Genomic DNA, 24,074 nt, shown 5'->3' with positions numbered 1-24,074 from the left:
TAGTTTTATCCCGATGAAAGATATCGCTTACAAATCTTACAACTCTTCATTCGAATAACTCAGCAAAGGATTTTAATATTCGATTATCCGTTTCCTACCATGAGTTATTTCAATATGAACCGAGTTTTACTTAATATTACTGCATTAACACTCTCTTTCCCATCTTTTGCGAGCAGTAATATCGTTAACGAGCTTTCTTACATTGGTTTTGGTTACAAACAGACTACATTTGAATCAGGCGCCCTTTCTCCTTACCTCAACAACCAATACGAAAACGATGAAGACAAAACACTAGGCGGTTTGTACCTTGACGTAGGGCTAAATATCGCTGAAAGGTTCTTCATAGAAGGAGAGGCCGATTTTGTCACCAGAATGAGTTCAGAGGTTGACAAGTGGAGCATAGGTGCGGGTTTTAACGCCCCAATCAACGAAGCGTTTTCTATTCCTATCTCTTGTGGTGCCGTTAACTACCGCGCCGACAGCGACTATAGCAGTTCTTACAGTGAACAGGCGGCCTACTGTAAATCAGGCGCTCGGGTTCAAGTGGCGAAGCATTGGCTAGTCGACCTCTCATACCAAAGAGACTTCTTAGAGCAAGAAAAAGACACCATCAAGTTAAAGAACGTATTCCAATTTGGACGAGTATTTGGACTTGTTGCGGGCTTTGAAGCGGCAAAACGGCAACGCTCTGAACGCTCATTTAACCTTGGAATCCAATTTACCCTTTAACTCATAGCCCTTTAGACTGAATACGAGGATTATCTAGCCCGTATATTGCACTAAATGCTTCGCACCCCTTAACTTGAATTGTGGTAACCACATGATTAATTCGAATGAAACGATGCGAAAGCAAGTCCTTACTGCTTTATGCATCACTTTGGTCATCCTTGCGATTCCGCTATCAATTGGAAACAGCTTTCTGTTTCCAAATAAGTCTTATATTTTATCAGTCTTAGAATTATTCTACTTATTCTTGGCCTTATTTACTCTGTCTGAAATACGAAAAAATAAAAGCATCACTTTACACTCCCATATTCATGTGTTTTTTATCGCGGTGGTTTCATGTTTCGCAGAATATGACAAACCATTAGAAGAAGGGATATATATTTGGTCAGCCTGTGTACCTATTTTATTTTATCTTCTTCTAGGCAGTAAAAACGCACTCATATATTCTGTTGCTTTATTACTCGCGCAAGTCTCTATTTTACTTCATGAAATAGCACTCTACAGTAAGTATGACTATCTACTTTCTGTTTTGAATTTCTGTTGCTGTTATCTCGTTATCACAGCGGTGAGCCGAAAGTACGAAAGTGAAAGAGAAGGCTCTAAGTCTTATGTGCAATACCTCGGAAGTCACGACCAACTCACCGGCGCATTGAGTCGGAACTCTTTAATACAGATGCTGAATAATGATTTTAAAACCTATAACGCTTTTATTATGTTTGACATTGATAGCCTCAAATCAATCAATAGCAAATTTGGCTATGCGTTTTCAGACAAGCTTTTTATCGAAATCATACAAAGAGCCTACACCATTATTGATAGGCAGTTTTTGTACTACTTAGGAGAGGGGCGATTCGTTATTTTAGTGAAAAACGATAACTTTGGCGAAAGCCCTATCAATGAATATCGGCTGGTCAACGACATACAGCAGACTGTCGCTTCAACACCGTTCTCGTTCAACGACCAAAAAATAACAACAACGTTGAGTGCGGGCATAGCAGAGCTTAAAAAGTTCGCGACCATAGAACATGTTTGGTATGAAGCGGAAGACAATCTGCTGCTTGCTCGTGGTCACGGCGCATCCAGTATTTTCAAAAACCGAAGCAGCCTGATTGTTTAATTTAGGCGAGAATAAAGAGCCGTAATCCAATACGGCTCTTTATTTTTACTAGAAGTTGTATTGTGCACCAATGTTAATAGCGCTGATTTCAGTGCTATCAATGGTGATGACTTCATACGTTGTTTGAGCGGTAAACTGCCCGAAGTGGTAACCAACACCCGCACCGAACCCAAATTCAACAGAAGAGTCACTCACCTCTTTCTGGGAACCCATTGCGACATTCGAATCAAATTTAGCTGTGTAGCTTACGTTGTGCATTCCCACTTTACCAAGAATGTAGAAGTTATCATTCATGTAAAATTTAGGCACAGCGTTTACGCCAACTGAAGTAGCGGATAAGTCCATTTGCACATAGTTGCCCGTACCTACACTTTCTTTCTCAACTACGCCGCCAAGATCTTTGTACTCAATCTCAGTTCCTAAGGTAAAAGTGTCGCCAAAAATGAAGTTGTACCCGAGAGTGGCGGCAAAGCCGTTATCGCTTTCTACTTCAGTAGAATAAGCCACTTTTCCGTAACCCAACTGGGAATAAGCAGCACCTACATAAACTTCACTCGCCAACGCAGTGCTAGAACCAGCAACTAAGGCTAAAGCTAAAATACATCTCTTCATTTTTACCTCAAAACAAAATCAGTTTGAAAATCGCACCAATAATTGGCGCATTTATTTATCGGTAATTAGGATAACAATTCCCGTAAAATCGATGGGTAAGGCGTTGTAACCGATGTAATCAAAATGGATTACAAAGCTGTAGATGTAGGAAGCAAAATCACAGTTCTGATCAGTCGTGATTTTGCATAAACGTGAGATTGGGAGAACTATCAGAAAAAGCGTTTAGAATGACACTACCTAAACGCTAAGAAGGAACGCGGCTAGGACACCTCAACAGGCTTTAACTCCTGAATAGGCACACCTAAATCAATACCAAAGTGATGTTTAATTGCCTCTAAATAGGAATCATCTTCTTGCAACTCAATTTCCGTTATCGCTCCTTGGCTGACCAATTTAAGGCTGTGATTGAACAACAACACGATACCATTCTCGCTAGGAAATGCCGCAATACGATTCTTGAAAAAAAACGACTCAGGATAGCAAGATACGAAAAAGTTACTGGTTTGAATATCCCCAGCACAAACATGTGCGAACTCGAAACTGTATAGGTTTTGCCAATCTAAAATGCCTTCTTCATTTTTTTCATAAACCTGAAGCATCGATCCGTATACTTCGCTTTTTACAAATCGAAAAGTTTGAATATCTGTCTTTATTTCCACACCGTATTCTAAAGGTAATGGAGTGCGAGGAGTGTGTGAGCCAAACCCGGTGTCCACCACCCATTTTTGATCATTCAATTCTACTAGTGAAAACTGATGGCTACGACCCGTTGGCTCTGGGCCTTTATGAACACGAGCAAGCTGCCTCGTGACCTTAAAACCCGACGCATCAAGTACTTGATACATCAGCTCGTTCAATTCAAAGCAGTACCCTCCACGTTCGTTGTGTACTATTTTTTCGACGATGTCGGTAAAATCTACGGAAACGCTTCTTCCCAATTGAATGTCAAAGTTCTCAAATGGAATACGACGGTGCTGTGCGCGATGTAACGTCGTTAACCCTTCAACAGTGACTGGTGGGTTATCTACTAAGCCCATTTTTGTAAAGTAAGCCGCTAAGTCATTTGTAGTCATCATTATCCAAGCCTCTGGTGTTGTTGTGCTTTGGGCACAAAGGTCATTCGACACTTCTAACCCAATCCATAATCAAGATGGTACCCACCATAAAACCTAAACCTAACTTGAGGTCAAACACTAATTTGTCGACATGAGGAGTGCGTTTGACAATGACACTTTTTTCTAAAGTGGGCACGTAATCATGAAAAGAATGAAAATCAAAGAAAGGAGCAGTTATCCCACTCCCTTCTTGAAAGCCCAATACAATCCCTAAAGACTTATCTCGCCATTACACCTTCATATTGACACCGATATACAGGCTCTCAATTCTCGACATGTCGCGGTCCTTCCAATTACTTACTGTATCCTGAGCACGGTATCCAAACTCTAGCTTTAAGTTACTCACCGGCTCATAGAGAGCCCCGATTCTCGCACCGGCTAAGGCGCCATCTTCATAGCCCGATGAAAACGCAACACCGGTAGTGACCCCCGCGAGCAATGCCCACCTATCATTTAAATCATAAAAATAATCATATCCTCCTACCAAGGTACTGTAATTGGAATCAACCCCATGAGAAGCGCTGATGCTCCAACGATGGGTATTTTCGCTTACATACTGATAGCCAATATTTGGATTAAATTCTGACGAGTAGAACGCGGTGTGCCCGTCAGAGACACCAAAACTCACATAATGGTCACTCTCACTAGCCACTGCGCATAAAGAAAGGAAACAGAAAGGGAAAACTAGATACTTCATTGCAACTTCCATAAATATAAAACAATGTTCAATTGTTAGGTAAGACTCCGCCGTAATGAAAAAAGTTAAACAGAAAATTAAACACCATCACACAGAAACAGAGTAGACTAAAACACTAACATAGGTAGCGTTTTCGGGATTTTACATGGCTACTATCAAGAAAAGTCAGGGGGTTGCAAAATATGGTAGAAGGAAAGGAAGCCAATCCGACTAGAATAAAAAAACGCCTTAATAAATTAAGGCGTTTGTTTGTCGTTTTAGCTTTTAGCTTTTAGCTTTTAGCTTTTAAAAGTGTTGGCCATGTTTTTCAAAGAAGTGGCTAGCTCAGCTTGCTCTCTCGCGGTTGTAGCAATTTGAGTCGCGCCCGTGGTCGACTCTGTCGATTTCTCTTCAACTGTCATGACATTCTTCGCAATGTCCTGAGTCACGACAGCTTGCTCTTCTGTTGCGGTGGCGATTTGATCAGCCATGCTGAAGATTTCACTCACTGATTCAGAAATGCCTTGTAAGGTTTGCTCGACATCTTGTGAGTCGGTCACTGCAGTACGCGCTTTTTTCTGACTGTTATCAATCACGCTGAATGCTGCTTCGACATCGGATTGAAGTGAAGAAATAAAGCCTTCGATTTCTGAGGTCGATTCCTGAGTACGTTGAGCCAGTGTTCGAACTTCATCCGCCACCACTGCAAACCCACGGCCCTGCTCTCCCGCACGAGCCGCTTCAATCGCAGCATTCAAAGCCAGCAGGTTAGTCTGTTCTGCCACCGACTTAATCACATCAATCACGTTATTAATGTTATTGCTGCTCTCGTGAAGGTGAGTAATCTTCTCCGCTAAACCGTCAATCTCAGCGGCTAAGCTTTCAATCGATTGGTAAGAGCTTTGAACCGTTGCAAGGCCACCTTGTGCCTGATCGTCTGCCAGTTTCGCTGATTCAGCGGTTTGCTGAGTTTTATCTGCCACTTCATTAACCGTTGCTGATAACTCTTCGGTTGCTGTTGCAATCAAACCAATTTGATCTTGTTGCTCCAACATCGACGTTGAGTTGTATTCACAAGTCTGAGACGTTTCTTCTGCCGCCGACGCCAATGTCATGCTTGAACTCGATAGGTTATTAATCACCTCAGAAAACTTCTCAAGTGTTTCGTTCAAAGACTCTGAAATTTGACCCAATTCACTGCTACCACAATGTAAGGCTCGAACTGACAAGTCATTATCATTTCTCACGCTCGCCATTACAGAAGTCAGGTTTTTCACACGCTTCGTTAAATCACTCACTGTTTTGTAGCAAATGAATGAAGCAACAATAACGATAAAGGCAAAACTCGAAATACCAAGAATTAACTCACCTTTCGCTTCACTAGCTTTTTGTTGTGTAAGCTCAATCAGCGACTCTGCAATTTTATTCTCTGTACCTTTAAGTTGAACAATTCGCCCCGTCGATTGAGTAAACCAGAACACAGGGTCAACATCGAAATTACTGGTTTTTAACTTTGCGATTTGACGTAACTTCGTCACTTCAAGCACTGCATTGTTTTTCATCTGCTGTTCAAAGAAACGCTTGTTTGCGTCGTTACTAAGCACGTTGAAGTTCCTAAAGTACGTATCTTGTTCCGTTACTAAAGAAATGAATTTAGTTAGCATTCCAGGGCCAAACTCATTTTTAGAAAACGTATTGTTAAGCACCGCGCGCTCAATACCCGCTCGTTCTTTACCTTGAAGGAAATTGTAGTAAGCGATGGTTTCATTGGTAATTTGAGAATCTGTACTGAGCTCAGCAATCAACCCAGAAACACTCAACAACTGAGCATTAATTTGCGTGTAGTAAGCAAGAGCATCAGAGAGTTTAATCGACTGAGCGTCTACCTGACGGCGGATTGTGTCTATCTGATTGAGGCTTTGAGAAATCGATTGGTTTAATTGAGTGATCGTGGTGAGTTCAATTCCTTCACTCTGCCAAAACTCATTTCTTGTCTGACGTTTACCGTCCGAAGAACGACGCTGTGATTGCAGTTCACTAACAAACTTAGTGCCTTTTGAACCAAGATAACCCGCGGTCATCCCTCGCTCTTTTTGTAGCTCATGCACTAATTCACTGTACACAACAGATAAGCGCGTCATTTGGTTGAGGGAAGACATTTCGTTGGCTGTCGAAACACTCTGAGAGATAGAGGCTACACTTAACCAGAGAAAGCCCAAGATCGGTAAGGTAAGCAAAGCGATAACTTTTTGCTTAAAAGATAGGTCAGATATACTCATTATTATTTTCCTAGCTACACGTCGACATTCACGTCTCAATTTTTAGCCCTAGATACTTCGTGGCTATTGGCTTACGCACGAAAATATTGATTTACGAATCCAACTGCAATAACCCTAAAGGGTTAGCGTTTAAAATGTATGTTTCCCAAAAGTAAAACACGAACAGAACATGATATTTTATAGATATCGATCACGCTCGGAGTATGGGTTGATTTTATAAAATTAGTAGCAGTCAAATTAGAAATACCTTAATAATTGTAGGTCATTATTCTACTTTGCCATCACTCTTTTCTATGCTTTCCTGACCTAGCGCAACAATTAAAACTGAATGAACAAAATGGCTTCCTTTTTCGATCTTATTGACCAAAAAAATAACCTAATAGAATGCGAAATCAAGCGCTTCATCTGACAGAGCTTTGATCCCCTTCCCATCACCTATCTGTTTGAAACGACTTCACTGAGGTATGCTAAACATGACTTCCTGAAATCTGGATAACCGATTGTGTCGAAGCAAAAGCATTTTGATCTTAACCTTCTGCGTATCTTTATCGCGGTATACAAACATCAGTCAGCAATGCTATCAAACGACTGCAAGATAAGACGGTCGGAAAACCGCTTTTTATTCGCTCAGGAGGTGGGATCGTACCGAGCTCAGTCGCGAATAGTTTTTATGCGCAAGTGGAATCTTCCATGCTCAATATCGATGACGCCCTTTCAAGCTTGGATGACTTCGATCCAACCCAGCACCATCATCAGTTTGTGGTCTCGGCTTTTGACTCGTTGATTCAACAGATCATCGGTAAATCAGAGCAAACCATCGCGGGAACTAACATCGCCATCCGTTATCAGGAGATCCCCCATCGTCAGGAGTTAATTCGTGAGTATCTCATCACTGATCAGGTAGATTTAATTCTGGATGTGAAGCCACCTACGTCAAAAAGCTTTTCCTACGAACATTTCGTACTCACGCGCCCCTTCAGTTACAAACGTTGATTTATTAATCGATAACAAAGCTCTCACGCAATATTGAGAAGTTCCAACAGCCAAAAATTAGAGAACCTCCATACCATCATCATGACAATATGGAGGTGCTTACTGGGGTTTGTGAATATCAAGACTGGAACCAAGTGTTAGGTACTTTTACCGCAATTACGTGGCTTTCAGCACACACTTCGCTATTGCTCATAAGCTGACACTGAAGTGTTATTTTGGTCTCTTTCGCTTCTATGATCGTCGCTTTCAACACCACTTCTTTGTCTATGGGGACAGGTTTAAAAAATGAAACCTCAAGCTTACCCGTTGCAAACCAAATCGTTTTGCCTTGCCCTATGTCTCTCCCTTGCATCTGATAGCCTTTAGCAATCGCTGTGCAAACACAATGGCAATCAATAATTGTCGAAATCACCCCACCATTTAAGTAGCGCGTTGGCCCAGCACAGTGATGGGCGCTCGGTGTGAAAACGCATTCTGATTCGTTGTCGCCGACCCAGTAACTCTTTATCTGTAAGCCATGTTCATTGTGCGGGCCGCAACCATAACAATGATTATGGGGAATTGAATCTTGAAACATATGAGGGGTATTCATAGCACTCCTTACTTCATCGCAGTTCACCTCATCAAGTATGACTCAATTAATAAAACGCGCTGTAAGATCGCTTTCAAAACAAGACTAATAGAATAGAAGTATTTAACCGATTCTAATCTTTGACTTTATTCGGATATCACTCAATAAGAATCACGGCAATTTATAAATCTGTTAATATTTATATATCCATACTTTGTGTTTCGGTGGCTAGAGTGAACTTACCCAATCGGTTTATAATTTGTGCAGCGCTTTTTATTCTGATTGGATCAGTCGGTGTGTATTGGACGCACATGAGCAAAGCTTTAAATGCTCATCAGCAACACATACTACTTAGCGACATTGTCAACGCACAAGCCAATGCATTTGAACGTCAGCTTACACAGTCTTTAGCAGCAACTCACATACTTGCGCTAGAAGTTCGTCAGCAAGGTGGTGACATCGAAGACTTTGAGCTCATGTCAGACGAGATACTGAAAACCGTAGGCGGAATCTCTAACCTACAACTGGCACCTAATGGCATCATCCAAAAAATCCATCCTCTCGAAGGTAATGAAAGAGCCATTGGCCATAACATTTTGATGGATGACAAACGCCGAGATGAAGCGCTGCTTGCCATCGAACAACATAAACTAACTTTAGCTGGCCCGTTTGAATTGATTCAAGGCGGCGTGGCTGTGATTGGTCGTAACCCCGTTTTTCTTGGTGAAGGATTAGAGCAGCGTTTTTGGGGCTTTACGTCAGCTTTAATCTTCTTAGAAAACTTACTCGATTCTACCGATTTGGCTCAACTGGAAACTAAGGGTTATCGCTACGAATTATCACGTGTCTCTCCCGAAACCAAACAAACAGAAACCATCGCCCAATCAAAAGGGGCCCTTACCTCCCCTTCTCGCTCTAGCATCATCAATGTTCCCAATGCCACTTGGACGTTAGCCGTTAGTCGCCCCGACAACAGCCACGCTTGGCTCTCATTTCTCGGCTACGCCGCCAGTATCATCATCGCGTTCGCCTCTTCTTGGGTCATGTGGTTTGTGCTACGTCAACCTGAACAATTGCAAAAAGTCGTTAAGCAGAAAACTCGTGAGTTAGAGCAAATTGCGTTGTATGACTACTTAACAGGGCTAGCGAACGGCCGCCTACTCAATATGTATTTGAAACACACGATTAAGCAAACCAGTGATGGAACCCAACTAGCCGCATTGCTTTATTGCGACCTCGATGACTTCAAACGCATCAATGATTCATTAGGACACGAAGCCGGCGATAACCTACTCAAGCAAATCTCTGAACGTTTAACTTCAATCGTGGGTAAGGATGATGTCGTGGCACGACATGGCGGTGATGAATTTACGATTTTGCTCAGTGAGTACGGAACCGTCGAAGAAGTAGAGGCAATTGCCAACAAACTCATCGAGATCATTTCTCAGCCCGTGGTAATCGGAAAAAAACAGTTTTCGGTGTCTGTTTCCATTGGTATCACTATGCTCCCGTCCGACGGGCAAGACGTCACTACCTTAATTCGTAATGCCGACATGGCAATGTACGCTGCGAAGAAAGATGGTAAAAACAATTACTGCTTCTTCAATAGCACATTGCGTGAGAAAGCCATGCATAAAGAATCTATTGAAGAAGGGCTAAACAACGCCATACTCAATAAACAGTTCGTTCTTCACTATCAGCCAATTGTCGATTTCAGTAACGATAAGATCTGTGGTTATGAAGCGTTAATACGCTGGAACAGGCCGAAAGAAGGCCTACTTTACCCCGACCAATTTATCGGTATTGCAGAAGAGTCAGGCAAGATCATTGATATCGGTTACTGCGTGTTTAGAGAAGTGTGCAAAGTCGTAAAAATGCGCCAACAGCACACCGCAGAGAGCTACCGCATTGCGGTTAACCTCTCCCCCAGACAATTTACGGATGTCGACTTGCTCGACAACATTCGCCAAATCATTGATGAAGTCGGCGTCGAGGCCAGTTATCTTGAAATCGAAATTACTGAATCGACATTGATAGAAAACGTAGAAGAAGCCATCAACATATTGCACCAACTGAAAGAGCTAGGCGTATCTATCGCCATCGATGATTTCGGTACGGGCTATTCGTCATTAGCCATGCTGAAGCGACTGCCCGTCAACAAACTCAAAATCGATCGTAGCTTTATCAACGAAATGGATTACAACCGCTCCGATCAAAAAATTGTTCAGGCGTTAATTTCAATGGCACACACCTTACAAATTAGTGTCATTGGCGAGGGCATCGAAAGCGCCGAGCAACTCAAATTACTCAAGCAATATGGTTGTGATTACGGGCAAGGTTATTTGTTTAGTAAGCCCGTTCCTATCGCACAATTAGAGAACTTCACTTAAACGATAGTACTGGTTGCGCTTATTCAAGCACCACCAATCAATAATTCATGTGAATGCAAGAGCCAGAAAAATAACCCGATGAAAACTAAAGACATATTTCTATAACAGGCAGCGTTCTCTATCTGGCACCAATATTGAGACACCTCCCACAAGTGTGCAACCTAATTCATTTTGTTTCACTTAAAACCCTACATATCTCTTACTTTTAGTGGCAATGAACTCTTACTATTCGCAGTTCCTTTTCCGATAAAAAGTAATCACTCCATGTTAAAAAAACACTTTTTAGCTTCAACCATTTTTCTTGCGTTATCTGGTAACACCTTCGCTGCAGATGGCGATATTGTGGATGTTACGATTCTTGGCACCTCTGATTTGCATGGTCATTTCATGCCTTGGAATTATGCGGCCGACAAGCTCAACATGCGTGGTAGCCTTAGCCAGATCGCTACAAAAGTTAAGAAAATTCGCAACGAACAAGATAACGTGATCTTGGTAGATGCCGGAGATACCATTCAAGGTAACTTTGTCGAAACCTTTAAAGATGAAGCCACTTCACCAATGATGTTGGGTTTCAACGAAATGGACTACGACGTCTGGGTTCTCGGCAATCACGAGTTTGATTTTGGCCTTAAGGTTCTCAATCGTTCATTGACTCAATTTCAAGGCGAAGCATTAACAGGCAACATTCAACGCCCTGACGGTAATCCTTTCTTACCGGCTTACAAGATCATCGAAAAACAAGGGATCAAAATTGGTGTTATTGGTATGGATACGCCAATGACCCAAGTGTTTGCCGAAGGTACAAATCGACTTGGAGGCATGACCTTCACCAACCCTTCACTTGAAGTGAAAAAGGTTATCTCGAAGATCGATGACCAAGTGGATGCGATCGTGCTCGTCGCTCATATGGGGCTAGACAACGAAAACAACATTGCCGATACCGGCGTCACCGACATTGCAAACGCAAACCCAGAATTGGACGCGATTATTGCCGGGCACATGCACACCAGAATCGACAAAGTCACAGTGAACGGCGTTATCGTAACGGAACCAGATAAATATGGCCGCGCCCTTTCACGAGTGGATTTGCAGTTTGAAGAAAAGAATGGCCAATACACTTTGGTCAACAAAGACAGCTTTACCTACAAGATCAACGGCATTAAGTCAGATGAGAAAATGGAGGAGCTTTACGCACCTTACCATAAGCGCCTGCGTGAAAACGCAAACCGAGTGGTAGCGCAGCTAAGCGGTGTGGATCTGGTTCCTGAGAACGAAATCAAAGGCATTCCTCAAGTTCACATCCAAGACACTGGCATCAGTGCCTTATACCAAGAAGTAGGGATGCATTACGCGCCAAAAGCTAACGTGATTGCGCTACAGATTGATAACGATCGTGCAGAGCTTAACGTCGGTGAAATCAAAGCAAAAGACATTGCCTACAACTACCAATATGCTGGTGGTGAAATCACGGTTTATGAAATGACTGGCAAAGAGCTGAAAACCTACATGGAATGGTCAGCAGGTTATTTCAATAGCGTTAAGCCTGGCGATGTGACTTACAGCTTCAATCCAGAGCGCCGCGCATCTAAATACTCTACCAATGATTTCTTTGCGGGTGTGACGTACACCATCGACCTCACACAGCCAGCAGGTCAACGTATCACAGATTTGCAGTTTGCCGATGGTCGTGGCATCACCAATGACACCCCGATTCGCATCGGTATGAATAGCTACCGCATGGGCCACCTAACCAAAACAGGCGGTATTTTAGAAGGCAGAGAGTTCCCTGTTTTATCGGATACCAAAGAGGAGTTCGGTGAAGAAGATGGCACAATTCGTAACCTGACCATTCGTTATCTAACTGAAGTAAAGCAAGGTCAATACCAAGGCAAAGCGATGCAACGCTGGAAACTGGCGGGCTTAGAAGGATTTAGCGGAGAGCGCGAGATCGTAAAAGGGCTTATCAATAACGGTGAAATCAGCGTTCCGACAAGTGAAGATGGCCGATACACCAACATCGCTTCGATTAACGTCAGCGATAAGAAGTTCACCAATATTAAAGCGCTTGAGTCGTACCTCGCAACCAAGCAAAGCCAATTAGCAAACGCCACCACCGATGCAGAAAAAACACGCATCCAACGTGACATTACGATTGCTACCGCGATTAACTAACGCGTTCATCTAGTCGGTTCCCGACTCCAAGTGATTACTCCTATTGAGCGTCATAAGATAGGTAAAACATGAGGTGGATGTGAACTACGCATCCACATAAAGAAAGCCCACTCTCGCTATACAGCAATCAGAGTGGGCTTTTTGTTTACTAATCGTTTAAGGCGCGCCAATCACGATATTCCAATATCCGTAGACCTTGGGGAGCGGTATCGTCGTCTATATCCGGTAGTAGCTCGTAAGCGTATTTATTATGTTCATCTCGGCCGCCATGATTAACAGACAACTTGACGAAATCATTGCCAATATCGACGGGCAATTCAAACGAGGTACATATATCCGCAACATTGACGTTCAATTGCTCAGCATACTCGGCAACCGAATCTACGTAAGTTATTTCGCCAAATTCGAACTTACTGTATACCGATGTCAATTGTTGGCAGTTTAAGTCGCCACCCAAACGAGTCATGATGATCTCTGCTCTATCACTATAAAGAACAGGTATCATGTTCAGCGAATGGTACTCACCATTGATCGGAGCGGATAACTCTACCGCGCGATAAAAGTCACTATGATATGAATAAACCTGAGCGACTAATCGATTGACCGTAATTGGCTCATCGTAGTATTGAATGGCGTTAAATTCAGATTCAGGGGTTAGGCCATTGCTGACTAAGTAACGCTGAACCTGAGTATTATTTACTTCATGATCTAAGATGTTACTTACAAGTTCGCGATCGCTTGTTGAATGTTGCGGATGCTTATCGTTGTACGCATAGAGCTTAGCATCAGCCATGGAATACTGACCCACAATATCGCTTGGTTCTTGTGACGGGCACCTTTCCCCAGCTTCACCTTGCAAGCGATAAATCGTGCCATTGGCAAGTTTAAGCACTTCACAATACGTCACATCGGCGTATTTGTTGTTCACCACACGGTACAGCTTTTTGCTTTCTAAGTGCTTGAGATCTAACAAGCCTGTCGGTTCTTGTTCATCTTGAACAGCAGGTAGATTCAGCGCGACGGTTTGCGCCGCCCCCTGATTGGTTGTCGCGGTCACCAACAATGAATAATCAATGCTATCTTCTGAAGCCGACTTAGCCGGTGTTCCTTTCAGCACTAGTGTGTTTGACGCAGAGGTTTCCACGTTCAATCCATTATTCACAGCATTGGTGGAATAAGAATACGATAATGCTTCGTCATCTGCCGTCGAGAAAAGAGAACTCACGTCCAGAGTGTAGCCTTCTCCAAGGTCATAGCCTTTGCTTAACGCCCACTCATCAACTTGCGCTTGCAGTATTTGTTTCGCGTTTTCATCGACCTCAGGAAACTCTACATCGGTAGCATCGATATGAAAGGTGAACATCGCGACTTGACGGTTGATTTCATTAGATTCCGGATTCAGCGTCACTTTTAGCCTGAAATCTCCCGCCTTACTGATCGCATCGGTTGAATTCAACCCAACTCTCAATTCTTCATCAAAGATGTACGCAATTAAGCCGATTTCTTGCCCTAAGGTATCCAAAATAGAGGAGTTTTCCGAGGTATTGAGAGACAGCAGACTGGTATCAACTTCGTCGACATCTTTATCTTTAAATAGCGCCGAGATATCGATAGAAAATAGAGTGACAGGAGTTGTTGAAGATTGCCCATATGTCAGTTCGAGTTCATCAAATTGCTGCTGAACCTCTTTAGAGACCGCCTCATTGACATAAGTTTGATGTGATGGGCGCTCTACATCGCTTGGATCCCCGTTGACTGGAGCGCGATAGTTCGGGTCTGACTTTTCGTCTTCCGTCATACCATCGACCGCTTGCCTCGCATCTTGCGCAAACTCTTTTGCTTTTTGTCGATATGTTGCTGGAAAGGCAACTTTTGAAGCCGTCAATATTTGCGCTATTTTGTGCAAGGTGACATCAGCATCCTTACCAGACACAAAGTCCTTATAAAGATCAGCATCATTATTTAGCCCAAGAGCACTTCTAATTGCGGTAAGTGCGTCCTCTTCTGTGATTGGATTGTCGATCGTACCCATGCTCATTTCTGAGTGAACCAAATCTGACAGCGGGGAAATCGTATTCGAAGAGTTAGGGCTGCGCAGTACAAACTCACTATCAAGAGGTTGTGATGGCCTATCCATATCAACGGTAAACACATTCTCGTATTTCGAATCAATAGAGACCAAATAGGATTGTGCCGCTTCCCCTAACACCAAGGTTTGCACCGCTAATGTCCCCGTCGGCTTGGTTGAACCTACATCCACTTGGCCATTTTCATCGGTTAAACCCAGTAATACGTCGTCGTTAACGTTAAATACCCCATCGTCATTTTTATCAACAAACATTAACGCATTTTTCAAATATCCATCAAAAGCAGTAATCGACACGCTGCTTGCAGAGGCATCTTGAGATTCGCCATCACTCGAACCACCACATGCTGCCAACGTAAGTAACGATACTGGCAATAAAGTCTTTTTAAACATCTACCTAGGTCATCCATAAACATGTTGAATGCATTTTTATATCACATCAAATTTATAAATTATTTGAACTATTGAATGATTTTCATTTGAATTAACTGAGTTAATTATCAGGAGAAGCACATATTTACCATGCCACAATAAAGAAACAGCAATTATTACATATACGTAAAAATAATTTTCATTTTGATGGGATTATCAATTTTCCACAAATACCTATACTGGCTCCAACAAAACGAGACAGCGGAAACAATCAAGCTCGACTAACCTTAAAGCGAATGACTTCAACACTTACGGTGAACTCTCATTCCCAACAAGCTACTGAGCCTCCGCTTCCACGACTTATATAGGAAAATCCAATGACGATTGAAATCAAACCGGGTCAAACTCATATCCAATCTAAAGCTATGGTCGCATGGGCTGCTGGCGAGCCGCTTAAGCGTGAAACGGTTGACGTTGAACTGCCTAAAGCCGGTGAAGTACTGGTTCGTATCGTAGCCACTGGTGTTTGTCACACGGATGCATTCACACTATCTGGTGACGATCCTGAAGGTATCTTCCCTTCTATTCTTGGTCACGAAGGTGGCGGTATCGTTGAAATGGTTGGCGAAGGCGTAACAAGCGTTGAAGTGGGCGACCACGTTATTCCACTTTACACCGCTGAGTGTGGCGAATGTAAATTCTGTAAGTCAGGCAAAACTAACCTATGCCAAGCAGTTCGTGAAACGCAAGGTCAAGGCCTAATGCCAGATGGCACGAGCCGTTTCTCTATCAACGGTGAGCCAATTTTCCACTACATGGGTTGTTCGACTTTCTCTGAGTACACAGTACTTCCAGAAATCTCACTAGCGAAAGTAAGCAAAGAAGCCCCTCTTGAAGAAGTTTGCCTACTAGGTTGTGGCGTTACCACTGGCATGGGCGCAGTACTGAACACAGCGAAAGTTGAAAAAGGCGACACAGTTGCGGTATTCGGCCTAGGTGGTATCGGTCTTTCTGCAATCATCGGTGCTCGCATGGCAGGCGCTAGCCGTATCATCGGTGTTGACATCAACGAGAGCAAATTCGAGCTAGCGAAACAACTTGGTGCGACGGATGTGATTAACCCACAAAACTTCGATAAGCCAATCCAAGACGTGATTGTTGAGATGACTGACGGCGGTGTGGATTACTCTTTCGAATGTATTGGTAACGTCAACGTGATGCGTCAAGCACTTGAGTGCTGTCACAAAGGTTGGGGCGAATCGGTCATCATCGGTGTGGCGGGTGCAGGCCAAGAAATCTCAACTCGTCCGTTCCAACTCGTAACGGGTCGTGTATGGCGTGGTTCTGCTTTCGGTGGTGTTAAAGGCCGCTCTGAGCTTCCAGAAATCGTAAACCGTTACATGGCGGGTGAGTTCGGACTACAAGAGTTCATCACTCACACTATGGCTCTGGACGATGTAAACGAAGCGTTTGACCTAATGCACAAAGGTGAGTCTATCCGTACTGTTCTACATATGGATAAGTAACCGACTCGCAATAAAGTAACACTGGGTTGGTAACCGTTATAGCTACGCATTACCAACCCGTTCTCTCCCTCGTGTTCCACTGCCTTTAAACGCGAGGGGAATAACATCTATACTCATTTAGACGCCATTAAATGGAATCACCATTTACGCTGTCGACCTCGCCACGCGAGCATTACACTACTTTGGAGAAATCATGTCTCTTGAAAATATCAGCCAAGCCAAAGTTGCTGGCGGTTGGCACAAACAATACAACCATTACTCTGCAACACTAGATTGCAACATGCGCTTTGCGATTTTCCTGCCGCCAAACGCGAGCAAGGAAAACCCAGTTCCTGTTTTGTACTGGCTTTCAGGCCTAACCTGTACCGATGAAAACTTCATGCAGAAAGCAGGCGCATTCAAAGCCGCGGCTGAACTAGGCATCGCGATTGTTGCACCAGATACCAGCCCACGTGGTGATAACGTTGCTGATGATGAAAACTACGACATGGGCCAAGGCGCAGGTTTCTACCTAAACGCTACTCAAGCACCTTGGAATACACACTACCAAATGTATGACTATGTGGTGACTGAACTTCCAGCACTAGTAGAAGCTTACTTCCCAGTGACACCTGTGAAATCTATCTCAGGTCACAGCATGGGCGGACACGGTGCTATCTCTATCGGTATTAAAAACCAAGACAGCTACCGCTCTATTTCAGCATTTAGCCCGATCAGTAACCCAATGCAATGCCCTTGGGGGCAAAAAGCATTCAGCCAATACTTAGGCGGTGATATCGAGTCTTGGAAGCAATACGATTCTTCTGAACTATTAAAATCGACACCAATGGCATTGCCGATCCTAGTAGACCAAGGTGAAGCCGATAACTTCTTGGTTGAACAGCTAAAACCAGAACAACTGATTGAAGCCGCTAAAATACATGACACGAACTTAGAGCTTCGTATGCAGCCGGGTTACGACCACAGCTACTACTTTATTTCGAGCTTTATCGACGATCACATCAAGTTCCACGCGACTTACTTAAACCAGTAATTCACGACAACCTAAAGAGCTGCCCGCGCCTCTTAGGTGCGGGCTTTTTTGTGTCTGAAACTAACCGCTACACAACCAAAGTTCTGACAACTGATAATCAAAAAATTAATAGGAAATAAGATATGAGCTGGTTCTTTTTACTGATGGGCGTAATGGCCGAAGCGTTATCTCACGTAGCATTAAAAGCCACAGATGGCTTTAGCTTAGATAAACCCGTACCAGCCATTTTAGTCATCACTGGCCATTTGGCAGCATTCTTGTTTCTTGGGCAAGCAATGAAAGAACTACCCGTTGGTATTGTTCACTCATTATGGGCCGGATTAGCGATTGTGACAGTCAGCCTAATTTCAACTTTTGTTTATCGCCAGCATCTAGATACAACGGTTTGGATTGGTATGTTATTGGTTGCATCAGGCGTGGTATTAATCAACCTGTCTCAAGGTCACAGCCACTAAATAAAGCTAGGTTTGCACTCACTTGCGCCTAAGTTGATTTAACGCAATCATTCGTTAAACCACGCATATCAAGGCTTACCATGACAAAATCAAACCTGATACCATAGCAACCTCATTATTCATTTGTGCAGGTTGCTATGAAAGCAATAAAGTATTTCTTCTTTCTTGTGGTTTTATTGGGTGGGCTTTTTACCGCGTGGCTTTTTGTTCCTATCCCATCGGTTTTAGACCAACAAACCTTCGAGCAACCACTGACTGAACCTTTCAAGTTAGTTGCCTATCGCAATAACCCCAACGATGCCAGTCAGCCATATACTTACCACTATTTTGTCGTCTCCGATGTCAGTGACATTAAAGAGATGGAGCCGTTCTTAATCACAACGGACAAGTTCGCTAAGCTCGGCGAGTTTGACGAAAACACATTTTCAATGTCTGTAAACGGAAAAATAGAGCAGTACACCAACGACTTATGGATAGAGAAGTCAGACGGAAAATTGCAGCACTGGTATGTGAGCATTCAAGCCAATTACGTACGTTAGCCTAGAGGAACATCGATTTAGCCAGCGGATTCAACTTTGCAGGGTCAAGCCACTAAGACGCCTCTGGCTTATCCGAAACATCGTCATCCTGAAACTCATCAGCGATTGATCGGAACGTTTGGTCCATTGCACTAAAAATATCGATAAGCACAGGGTCAAAATGCTGGCCCCGCCCTTCCATAATAATTTGCACCGCTTTCTCATGACTAAACGGCGGTTTATATACCCGTCTTGAGATCAGCGCGTCGTACACATCAGCAATGGCCATTAACCTAGCGCTTAACGGAATCTCTTCGCCTTTTAAACCTTGAGGGTAGCCGCTGCCATCCCATTTTTCATGATGACAATAAGCAATTTCTTTGGCGTAGACTAAAAAGTCATTACTAAAGTTAATAGACTGCTCAACCGTTTCTATCACTTCTTTGCCTAACTTGGCGTGATCTTTCATGACCTCAAATTCTTCTTCGGTCAGTTTACCGGGTTTAAGCAGCACTTGATCAGGAATCCCCACTTTACCAATATCGTGCAACGGCGCTGATTTATACAAAGGGGTGACGTGTTCTTCACCCAGTTGACCTTGATACAGGTTGAGCCTTATCAGCTCTTCAGCTAACGCTTTGACATAACGCTGGGTTCGCCGGATATGATTACCCGTTTCGTTGTCTCGTGTTTCGGCAAGCGATGCCATGGCACTGATGGTCGCCCCCTGAAGGCTTTCAAGCTCATGAGTTCTCAGTTTTACTTTTTCTTCAAGCTGATCATTGTGCCGAGAAAGGGAGTTCATCGCTTGCTTGAGCCTTAGGTGATTATTCACTCGCGACAATAAGATTGGAGGACTGATCGGTTTTAAAATGTAGTCCACGGCTCCCATCGCGAAGCCTTTTTCTTCATCTTCAATCTGAGATTTCGCGGTAAGGAAAATAACAGGAATCGTTTCGGTTACTGGATCGCTTTTCAATCGTTGGCACACTTCATAACCGTCCATCACTGGCATCATAATATCGAGCAATATGATATCTGGCATATGCTTTGAAGCGGCTTCTATTGCTTGCGTACCGTTCTTAGCGATAAGCACCTGAAAATGAGGCTTTAACAAACTATGCAATAAAACCCGATTTTCGGAATTATCATCAACCACTAGCACAACATCTTTATTCATCTGAGCCTCTCGAACCTCGTTCTCCCTCGATTTTTTCAAGGTCGAATGGGTAAATACTGACGGCTTTCCTTAGTACCGTACTCGCTTGCTCAAAGTCACAATCGTTTATATATCGACAGCAAACCTCAAAATCTTCCGTTGTAAGTATAGTCTGGAGCTGCAAATAATGTTCTTCCAGAAAATCTATCGCTTCTGAATTTAGATCATGCAACAGCACATAGAGTTGATGAGTTACTGCAACTAATTCTGGATCCAGATCTGAATCACGATTACTGCATGGCGGAGGTCGGTTGAGCGCCATTGCTATGTCTTTGAAAAGTGAATCAATACATTGTTGGGCTTCGTTGAGCAACCCTTGTTTATTTTCTATAAACTCAACTGCGTTGCTAAGCTCTGCACTCTGTAAATCGTTCTCTAAGCGCGCAGCAATATCAGACAATCGCACCACGCCTAAATTGGCAGCAGCGCCTTTTAAAGTATGTGCATGCAGTTTGGCAAGCGCTATATCTTTCTTCTCAAGGGCAATTTGGCATCGCTCTACGACGTTATATTCGCGATCAATGAACTGCGATAACAACCGTCGATACAACTCTTTATTCCCGGCAACACGCAGTAATCCGTTCTTGTAATCAAGTGATGGAATATCGCTCAAATCTAAGTTTTCTTTATCTTCAGCGCTACTTGGTTGATTCGATCTCGGTTCAGGCTCATCACGACACTCTGAAATCGAGGGCCCACCGCCTAGTGCAGAAGGGGAAATAGCATGATCTTCATTGTCTGCAGGGCTACGACCACTCCACTTTTGGATAGTATTGAACAGATGGTCAGGGTCAATGGGCTTAGATACATGATCATTCATGCCGATACTCAGGCAACGTTCTCGCTCTTCAACCATGGCATGAGCGGTCATGGCTATTAATGGCGTGTCATCATGTTCGGGATTATTACGAATATTCCTCGACGCTTCATAGCCGTCCATGACTGGCATTTGCAGATCCATAAAGATCATATCGAAGCGCTCTTGCCGCTCAATCGACAGTTTCAACTGCTCTAATGCTTCTAATCCATTATTGGCAACCGTGACGTGCATGCCTTCAGCTTCCATTAGCTCCATCGCGATCTGCTGATTAATTTCATTATCTTCGGTCAGCAACACTTTTAGGCCATTGAAAATAGTGGCATCCCGCTGCTTAGATTTGGAATGGCGGCTGATTTCTTTCCAAGGCTCGTCCGAGAAGAGCTTAACCAATATATCGAACAAGTAAGATTGCCCGACAGGCTTTGATAAATAGCCTGCCACACCGATTGAGTCATAAGTGTCCGCAATTTCCTCTTTGTCGTAAGCGGTAACAATCACGATCTTGGGCTGAGCTTGATCACTGATCACTCGGCGTATTTTCAAGCTGGTTTCTACGCCGTCCATCTCTGGCATATTCCAATCCATGAACACTAGATTAAATGGATCGTCGATAGCAGCGGCATGTTCTAATTTCTCTATCGCTTGTTGGCCACTGCTTGCTAACTCTACTCCTTGAGGCAAAATATTGAGCATGTCTTGCATGATCATCAGGGCATGCTCGTTGTCATCCACCACTAAAACTTTTAGCTTGCCTAAAGAAGACGGTACTAGAGCATGAGGTAATTCAGGGCTTTCTCCCGCTTCAAGCCAAATATTGAACGTAAAGCAGCTGCCTTCTCCCGGAGAGCTCTCTACTTTCAGATTCCCCCCCATTAACTCAACTAATCGGCGGCTTATCGATAACCCTAATCCTGTGCCTCCATATTTTCTTGTCGTACTGCCATCGGCTTGAGTAAAAGCCTTGAACAGATTAGAGATCTGCTCATTCGACATACCGATTCCGGTATCGACCACAGAAAACTCCAACTCAATTCGGCTATCTTGTTGTTGTAACGATTTAACCGATACGGAAATTTCACCGGCATCGGTAAACTTCACCGAATTATTTACCAGATTTATGATGACTTGACCTAAACGAAGTGGGTCGCCATAAAATTTATCTGCAGCGTTGCGTGGCAAACTGAACAGCAGTTCCAACCCTTTTTCAAACGCTTTTTGCCCAGTCACCATTGAGACATTGCGCAATACGTCATCAAGGCTAAATTCAATATGTTCAATCGACAGCTTACCCGCTTCGATTTTGCTGAAATCCAGAATGTCGTTAATAATACCGAGCAACAGCGTCGCAGAGGCATTAATCTTTGAAACATAATCGTGCTGTTTGCCGTTCAAATCCGTTTTTAAAGCTAGGTGAGACATCCCAATAATGGCGTTCATTGGTGTGCGAATTTCATGACTCATATTGGCCAGAAACATGGATTTCACTTCCACTGCTTCTTCAGCACGATCTCTCGCTTCATTGAGTTGATCTTCAACGAACTTCCGAGAAGAAACATCACGAAGAAACATCGCCGCTTGGCAGCGTTCGTTAAGCTGAAAAATGGAAATACCTAAATCAATAGGAATAGTCAGGTCACGGCGCGTATAACTATCAAGTTCGAAGAAGCCACCTGCCACCAGTTGATGATCTTCAATCATAAGTGGTTTAGAAAATATGGCTTTTAGCTCTTCAGGAAGCTCCATTTTCAATAAAGAGATGAGATTTTGACCGAGCGCTTCTTCCACAGAGTAACCGTACACTTCAACAGCCGTTTTGTTCCACAACAGGATGCGGCCGATGGAATCAATAATGGCCACGCTCGACGGCGCACCATCAATGATCGTACGAGACAGCTCCTCACTCATTCTTAAATCGTGGGTTCGGCTTTCAATTTCTTTCTCTAAACCATCACGATGAACCGCCAGTTCTGAGTTACGCTCTGTCAGCTCTGCCATTAGTTCTTCACTGGTTTTTACTTTGACAAGCGAACAGAGGTTGTCCATTGCTTCAATAGATAAGCGAGATTGAGTCGGCAGGTTCCACACAAAAGAGTCTGAGTAGACATCAAGGTTCAAACGTAACTTAGACAACAAAGAGACGGTTTCATTGGGCAACGCAAGTTGCCCCTCGATCGAAACCATGTCTTCACTTATCGCCACATGTAATGTTAGATGAGAAGTGAGCTCAATGAGTGCGCTGACTAATTCACCCCCATTCACCATTAAAGCATCTTGCTCAAAAGTACTGTAACCAAGGGCCTGATAAATGGAGGTCAATTTGTGCCTTAAAGACAACATACTGACGTCATTTCGATACAGATCAAACGACACTCGCTTACTCATCATCGTACCTCACAACAATTACCGTCGAGTCGTCATATTGCTTGCTAAAGTGCTCAAACAAATAGTTAGAGAATAGTTGCAACGATTGATATTGCACTGGCGCGCATTCATGGGCATCAATATTTTCTTTGATGCCATCAGTCGTAAACAAAAAGACATCTCCACTCACAAATTTTCCTTCGAAACATCGTAATGTAGGTAATAGCTCGCCAACAATTCCGGGCTGAGAATGAAAAGAGTGCCAAGGCATTCCACACTTCCTCACTAAAGTATTACCAACGCCTACTCCTTTTATCTTCTTAGTTTCGCCATCGAAATACACCATAGTGACCGCTGCCCCTTGATGCCCCAAAAACTGCGTATGTAACTTGGTCATCAACCACAGTAAATCGAACGTTAAATTGCATTCGATAAAACTTTCCATCTGACGGGCTAATTTAGCGGCTTTAGCACCATGACCAAGCACATCGATAATAACCACCAGCAAGTCTTCATCCGATTGCTGAATAACCAAACCATCGCCTGATTCAATTTCACCCAGATAAGGTTCAATCCGGTGATAGTAACTAAAGCCCACAGCCTGAGTTCCATTTTACCAGTTGAATGGTCGTTCCATGCTTAGAGGAAGATTCAATCGAGAACTCATCCATCATACGTTTTACCCCAGGTAACCCTAAACCAAGCGAACCTTGAGTGGAGAAATTATCTGATAGAGCCAGGTCTATATCCTGAATCCCTTCACCCTGGTCTTTCACGACAACTTGGACGCCAGTTCGTCCACAACTTTCGATAGACGATAACTCAACCACGCCACCATTAGCGTATTTCACTGCATTGGTGGCGAGCTCAGATACCGCAGTAGATACCTCACTCATTAAAGCAACAGAAAAACCTAAGCGTTTGGTATAAATGTAAGTACTCATCACTGCCGACATCACATCGGCCTCATTCTTTACAAAAAAACTATCGTAGCTTGGTTTTGGTGTTTGAGACTCCATGTACGCTCTCTCAC

At 43.4% G+C, this 24,074-nt stretch carries 19 protein-coding genes; 9 read left to right on the top strand and 10 right to left on the bottom strand.

The window, feature by feature from the left end:
* Positions 1 to 114 precede the first annotated feature (114 nt).
* Positions 115 to 729 carry an outer membrane beta-barrel protein gene (locus tag ACHUFI_RS02995; protein ID WP_394246796.1) on the top strand — a complete coding sequence of 205 codons (615 nt, stop codon included), beginning with the start codon at positions 115 to 117 and terminating at the stop codon, positions 727 to 729.
* Positions 730 to 820: 91 nt separating this feature from the next.
* Positions 821 to 1,843 (top strand): GGDEF domain-containing protein, encoded by a 1,023-nt coding sequence (locus ACHUFI_RS02990; protein WP_394246794.1) that lies wholly within the window; start codon positions 821 to 823, stop codon positions 1,841 to 1,843.
* A gap of 48 nt (positions 1,844 to 1,891) precedes the next feature.
* Here ACHUFI_RS02990 and ACHUFI_RS02985 read toward each other — a convergent pair whose 3' ends face one another.
* The 4 genes from ACHUFI_RS02985 to ACHUFI_RS02970 form a co-directional block, all read right to left on the bottom strand.
* Positions 1,892 to 2,455 (bottom strand): outer membrane beta-barrel protein, encoded by a 564-nt coding sequence (locus ACHUFI_RS02985; RefSeq protein WP_394246793.1) that lies wholly within the window; start codon positions 2,453 to 2,455, stop codon positions 1,892 to 1,894.
* A gap of 260 nt (positions 2,456 to 2,715) precedes the next feature.
* On the bottom strand, positions 2,716 to 3,531 hold the full coding sequence (locus tag ACHUFI_RS02980) for an arylamine N-acetyltransferase family protein (RefSeq protein WP_394246791.1): 816 nt from the start codon (positions 3,529 to 3,531) through the stop codon (positions 2,716 to 2,718).
* A 268-nt stretch (positions 3,532 to 3,799) separates the two neighbouring features.
* Positions 3,800 to 4,267 carry a hypothetical protein gene (locus tag ACHUFI_RS02975; protein WP_394246789.1) on the bottom strand — a complete coding sequence of 156 codons (468 nt, stop codon included), beginning with the start codon at positions 4,265 to 4,267 and terminating at the stop codon, positions 3,800 to 3,802.
* Between the two features lie 278 nt (positions 4,268 to 4,545).
* Entirely contained in the window at positions 4,546 to 6,525 is a 1,980-nt protein-coding gene (locus ACHUFI_RS02970) for a methyl-accepting chemotaxis protein (RefSeq protein ID WP_394246787.1), read from the bottom strand.
* A 690-nt stretch (positions 6,526 to 7,215) separates the two neighbouring features.
* On the opposite strand from ACHUFI_RS02970, the gene ACHUFI_RS02965 reads away from it, so the two are divergent.
* Complete coding sequence (locus ACHUFI_RS02965; RefSeq protein ID WP_394246785.1) at positions 7,216 to 7,518, top strand: type 2 periplasmic-binding domain-containing protein; 303 nt, start codon at positions 7,216 to 7,218, stop codon at positions 7,516 to 7,518.
* 118 nt (positions 7,519 to 7,636) lie between these two features.
* Here ACHUFI_RS02965 and ACHUFI_RS02960 read toward each other — a convergent pair whose 3' ends face one another.
* A complete protein-coding gene (locus ACHUFI_RS02960) occupies positions 7,637 to 8,110 on the bottom strand; it encodes a PaaI family thioesterase (protein ID WP_394246784.1) in 474 nt (157 codons plus the stop codon).
* Positions 8,111 to 8,400: 290 nt separating this feature from the next.
* On the opposite strand from ACHUFI_RS02960, the gene ACHUFI_RS02955 reads away from it, so the two are divergent.
* Together ACHUFI_RS02955 and ACHUFI_RS02950 are read left to right on the top strand one after the other, a co-directional pair.
* Positions 8,401 to 10,479 carry a bifunctional diguanylate cyclase/phosphodiesterase gene (locus ACHUFI_RS02955; protein WP_394246782.1) on the top strand — a complete coding sequence of 693 codons (2,079 nt, stop codon included), beginning with the start codon at positions 8,401 to 8,403 and terminating at the stop codon, positions 10,477 to 10,479.
* A gap of 264 nt (positions 10,480 to 10,743) precedes the next feature.
* Positions 10,744 to 12,651: a bifunctional metallophosphatase/5'-nucleotidase gene (locus ACHUFI_RS02950; RefSeq protein WP_394246781.1), complete on the top strand. Its 1,908-nt coding sequence runs from the start codon at positions 10,744 to 10,746 to the stop codon at positions 12,649 to 12,651.
* Positions 12,652 to 12,799: 148 nt separating this feature from the next.
* Here the strand turns inward: ACHUFI_RS02950 and ACHUFI_RS02945 are convergent, their stop codons facing one another.
* Positions 12,800 to 15,130 carry a hypothetical protein gene (locus tag ACHUFI_RS02945; protein WP_394246780.1) on the bottom strand — a complete coding sequence of 777 codons (2,331 nt, stop codon included), beginning with the start codon at positions 15,128 to 15,130 and terminating at the stop codon, positions 12,800 to 12,802.
* A 356-nt stretch (positions 15,131 to 15,486) separates the two neighbouring features.
* On the opposite strand from ACHUFI_RS02945, the gene ACHUFI_RS02940 reads away from it, so the two are divergent.
* The 4 genes from ACHUFI_RS02940 to ACHUFI_RS02925 all read left to right on the top strand — a co-directional run bounded on the left by ACHUFI_RS02940 (position 15,487) and on the right by ACHUFI_RS02925 (position 18,662).
* Positions 15,487 to 16,635 (top strand): S-(hydroxymethyl)glutathione dehydrogenase/class III alcohol dehydrogenase, encoded by a 1,149-nt coding sequence (locus tag ACHUFI_RS02940; RefSeq protein WP_394246779.1) that lies wholly within the window; start codon positions 15,487 to 15,489, stop codon positions 16,633 to 16,635.
* Positions 16,636 to 16,828: 193 nt separating this feature from the next.
* Positions 16,829 to 17,668 (top strand): S-formylglutathione hydrolase, encoded by an 840-nt coding sequence (fghA, locus tag ACHUFI_RS02935; RefSeq protein ID WP_394246778.1) that lies wholly within the window; start codon positions 16,829 to 16,831, stop codon positions 17,666 to 17,668.
* Positions 17,669 to 17,790: 122 nt separating this feature from the next.
* Entirely contained in the window at positions 17,791 to 18,123 is a 333-nt protein-coding gene (locus tag ACHUFI_RS02930) for a DMT family transporter (protein WP_394246777.1), read from the top strand.
* 137 nt (positions 18,124 to 18,260) lie between these two features.
* A complete protein-coding gene (locus tag ACHUFI_RS02925) occupies positions 18,261 to 18,662 on the top strand; it encodes a hypothetical protein (RefSeq protein ID WP_394246776.1) in 402 nt (133 codons plus the stop codon).
* A 52-nt stretch (positions 18,663 to 18,714) separates the two neighbouring features.
* Here the strand turns inward: ACHUFI_RS02925 and ACHUFI_RS02920 are convergent, their stop codons facing one another.
* From ACHUFI_RS02920 to ACHUFI_RS02905, 4 genes are read right to left on the bottom strand one after another with little or no spacing between them, the layout of a single operon-like run.
* Entirely contained in the window at positions 18,715 to 19,821 is a 1,107-nt protein-coding gene (locus ACHUFI_RS02920; protein WP_394246775.1) for a response regulator, read from the bottom strand.
* Positions 19,814 to 23,062: a hybrid sensor histidine kinase/response regulator gene (locus ACHUFI_RS02915; protein ID WP_394246964.1), complete on the bottom strand. Its 3,249-nt coding sequence runs from the start codon at positions 23,060 to 23,062 to the stop codon at positions 19,814 to 19,816. Before ACHUFI_RS02915 ends, ACHUFI_RS02920 begins: the two co-directional genes overlap by 8 nt.
* Positions 23,055 to 23,639, bottom strand: a complete 585-nt coding sequence (locus ACHUFI_RS02910; RefSeq protein ID WP_394246774.1) for a SpoIIE family protein phosphatase — start codon at positions 23,637 to 23,639, stop codon at positions 23,055 to 23,057. Before ACHUFI_RS02910 ends, ACHUFI_RS02915 begins: the two co-directional genes overlap by 8 nt.
* Positions 23,629 to 24,060, bottom strand: a complete 432-nt coding sequence (locus ACHUFI_RS02905) for an anti-sigma regulatory factor (protein WP_394246773.1) — start codon at positions 24,058 to 24,060, stop codon at positions 23,629 to 23,631. The genes ACHUFI_RS02910 and ACHUFI_RS02905 overlap by 11 nt, the downstream gene beginning before the upstream one ends.
* Positions 24,061 to 24,074 lie beyond the last annotated feature (14 nt).

The organism is Vibrio profundi (assembly GCF_043642225.1).
Classification (GTDB): Bacteria; Pseudomonadota; Gammaproteobacteria; order Enterobacterales; family Vibrionaceae; genus Vibrio; species Vibrio profundi_A.
This window is presented reverse-complemented; position numbering and strand designations above follow the sequence as displayed.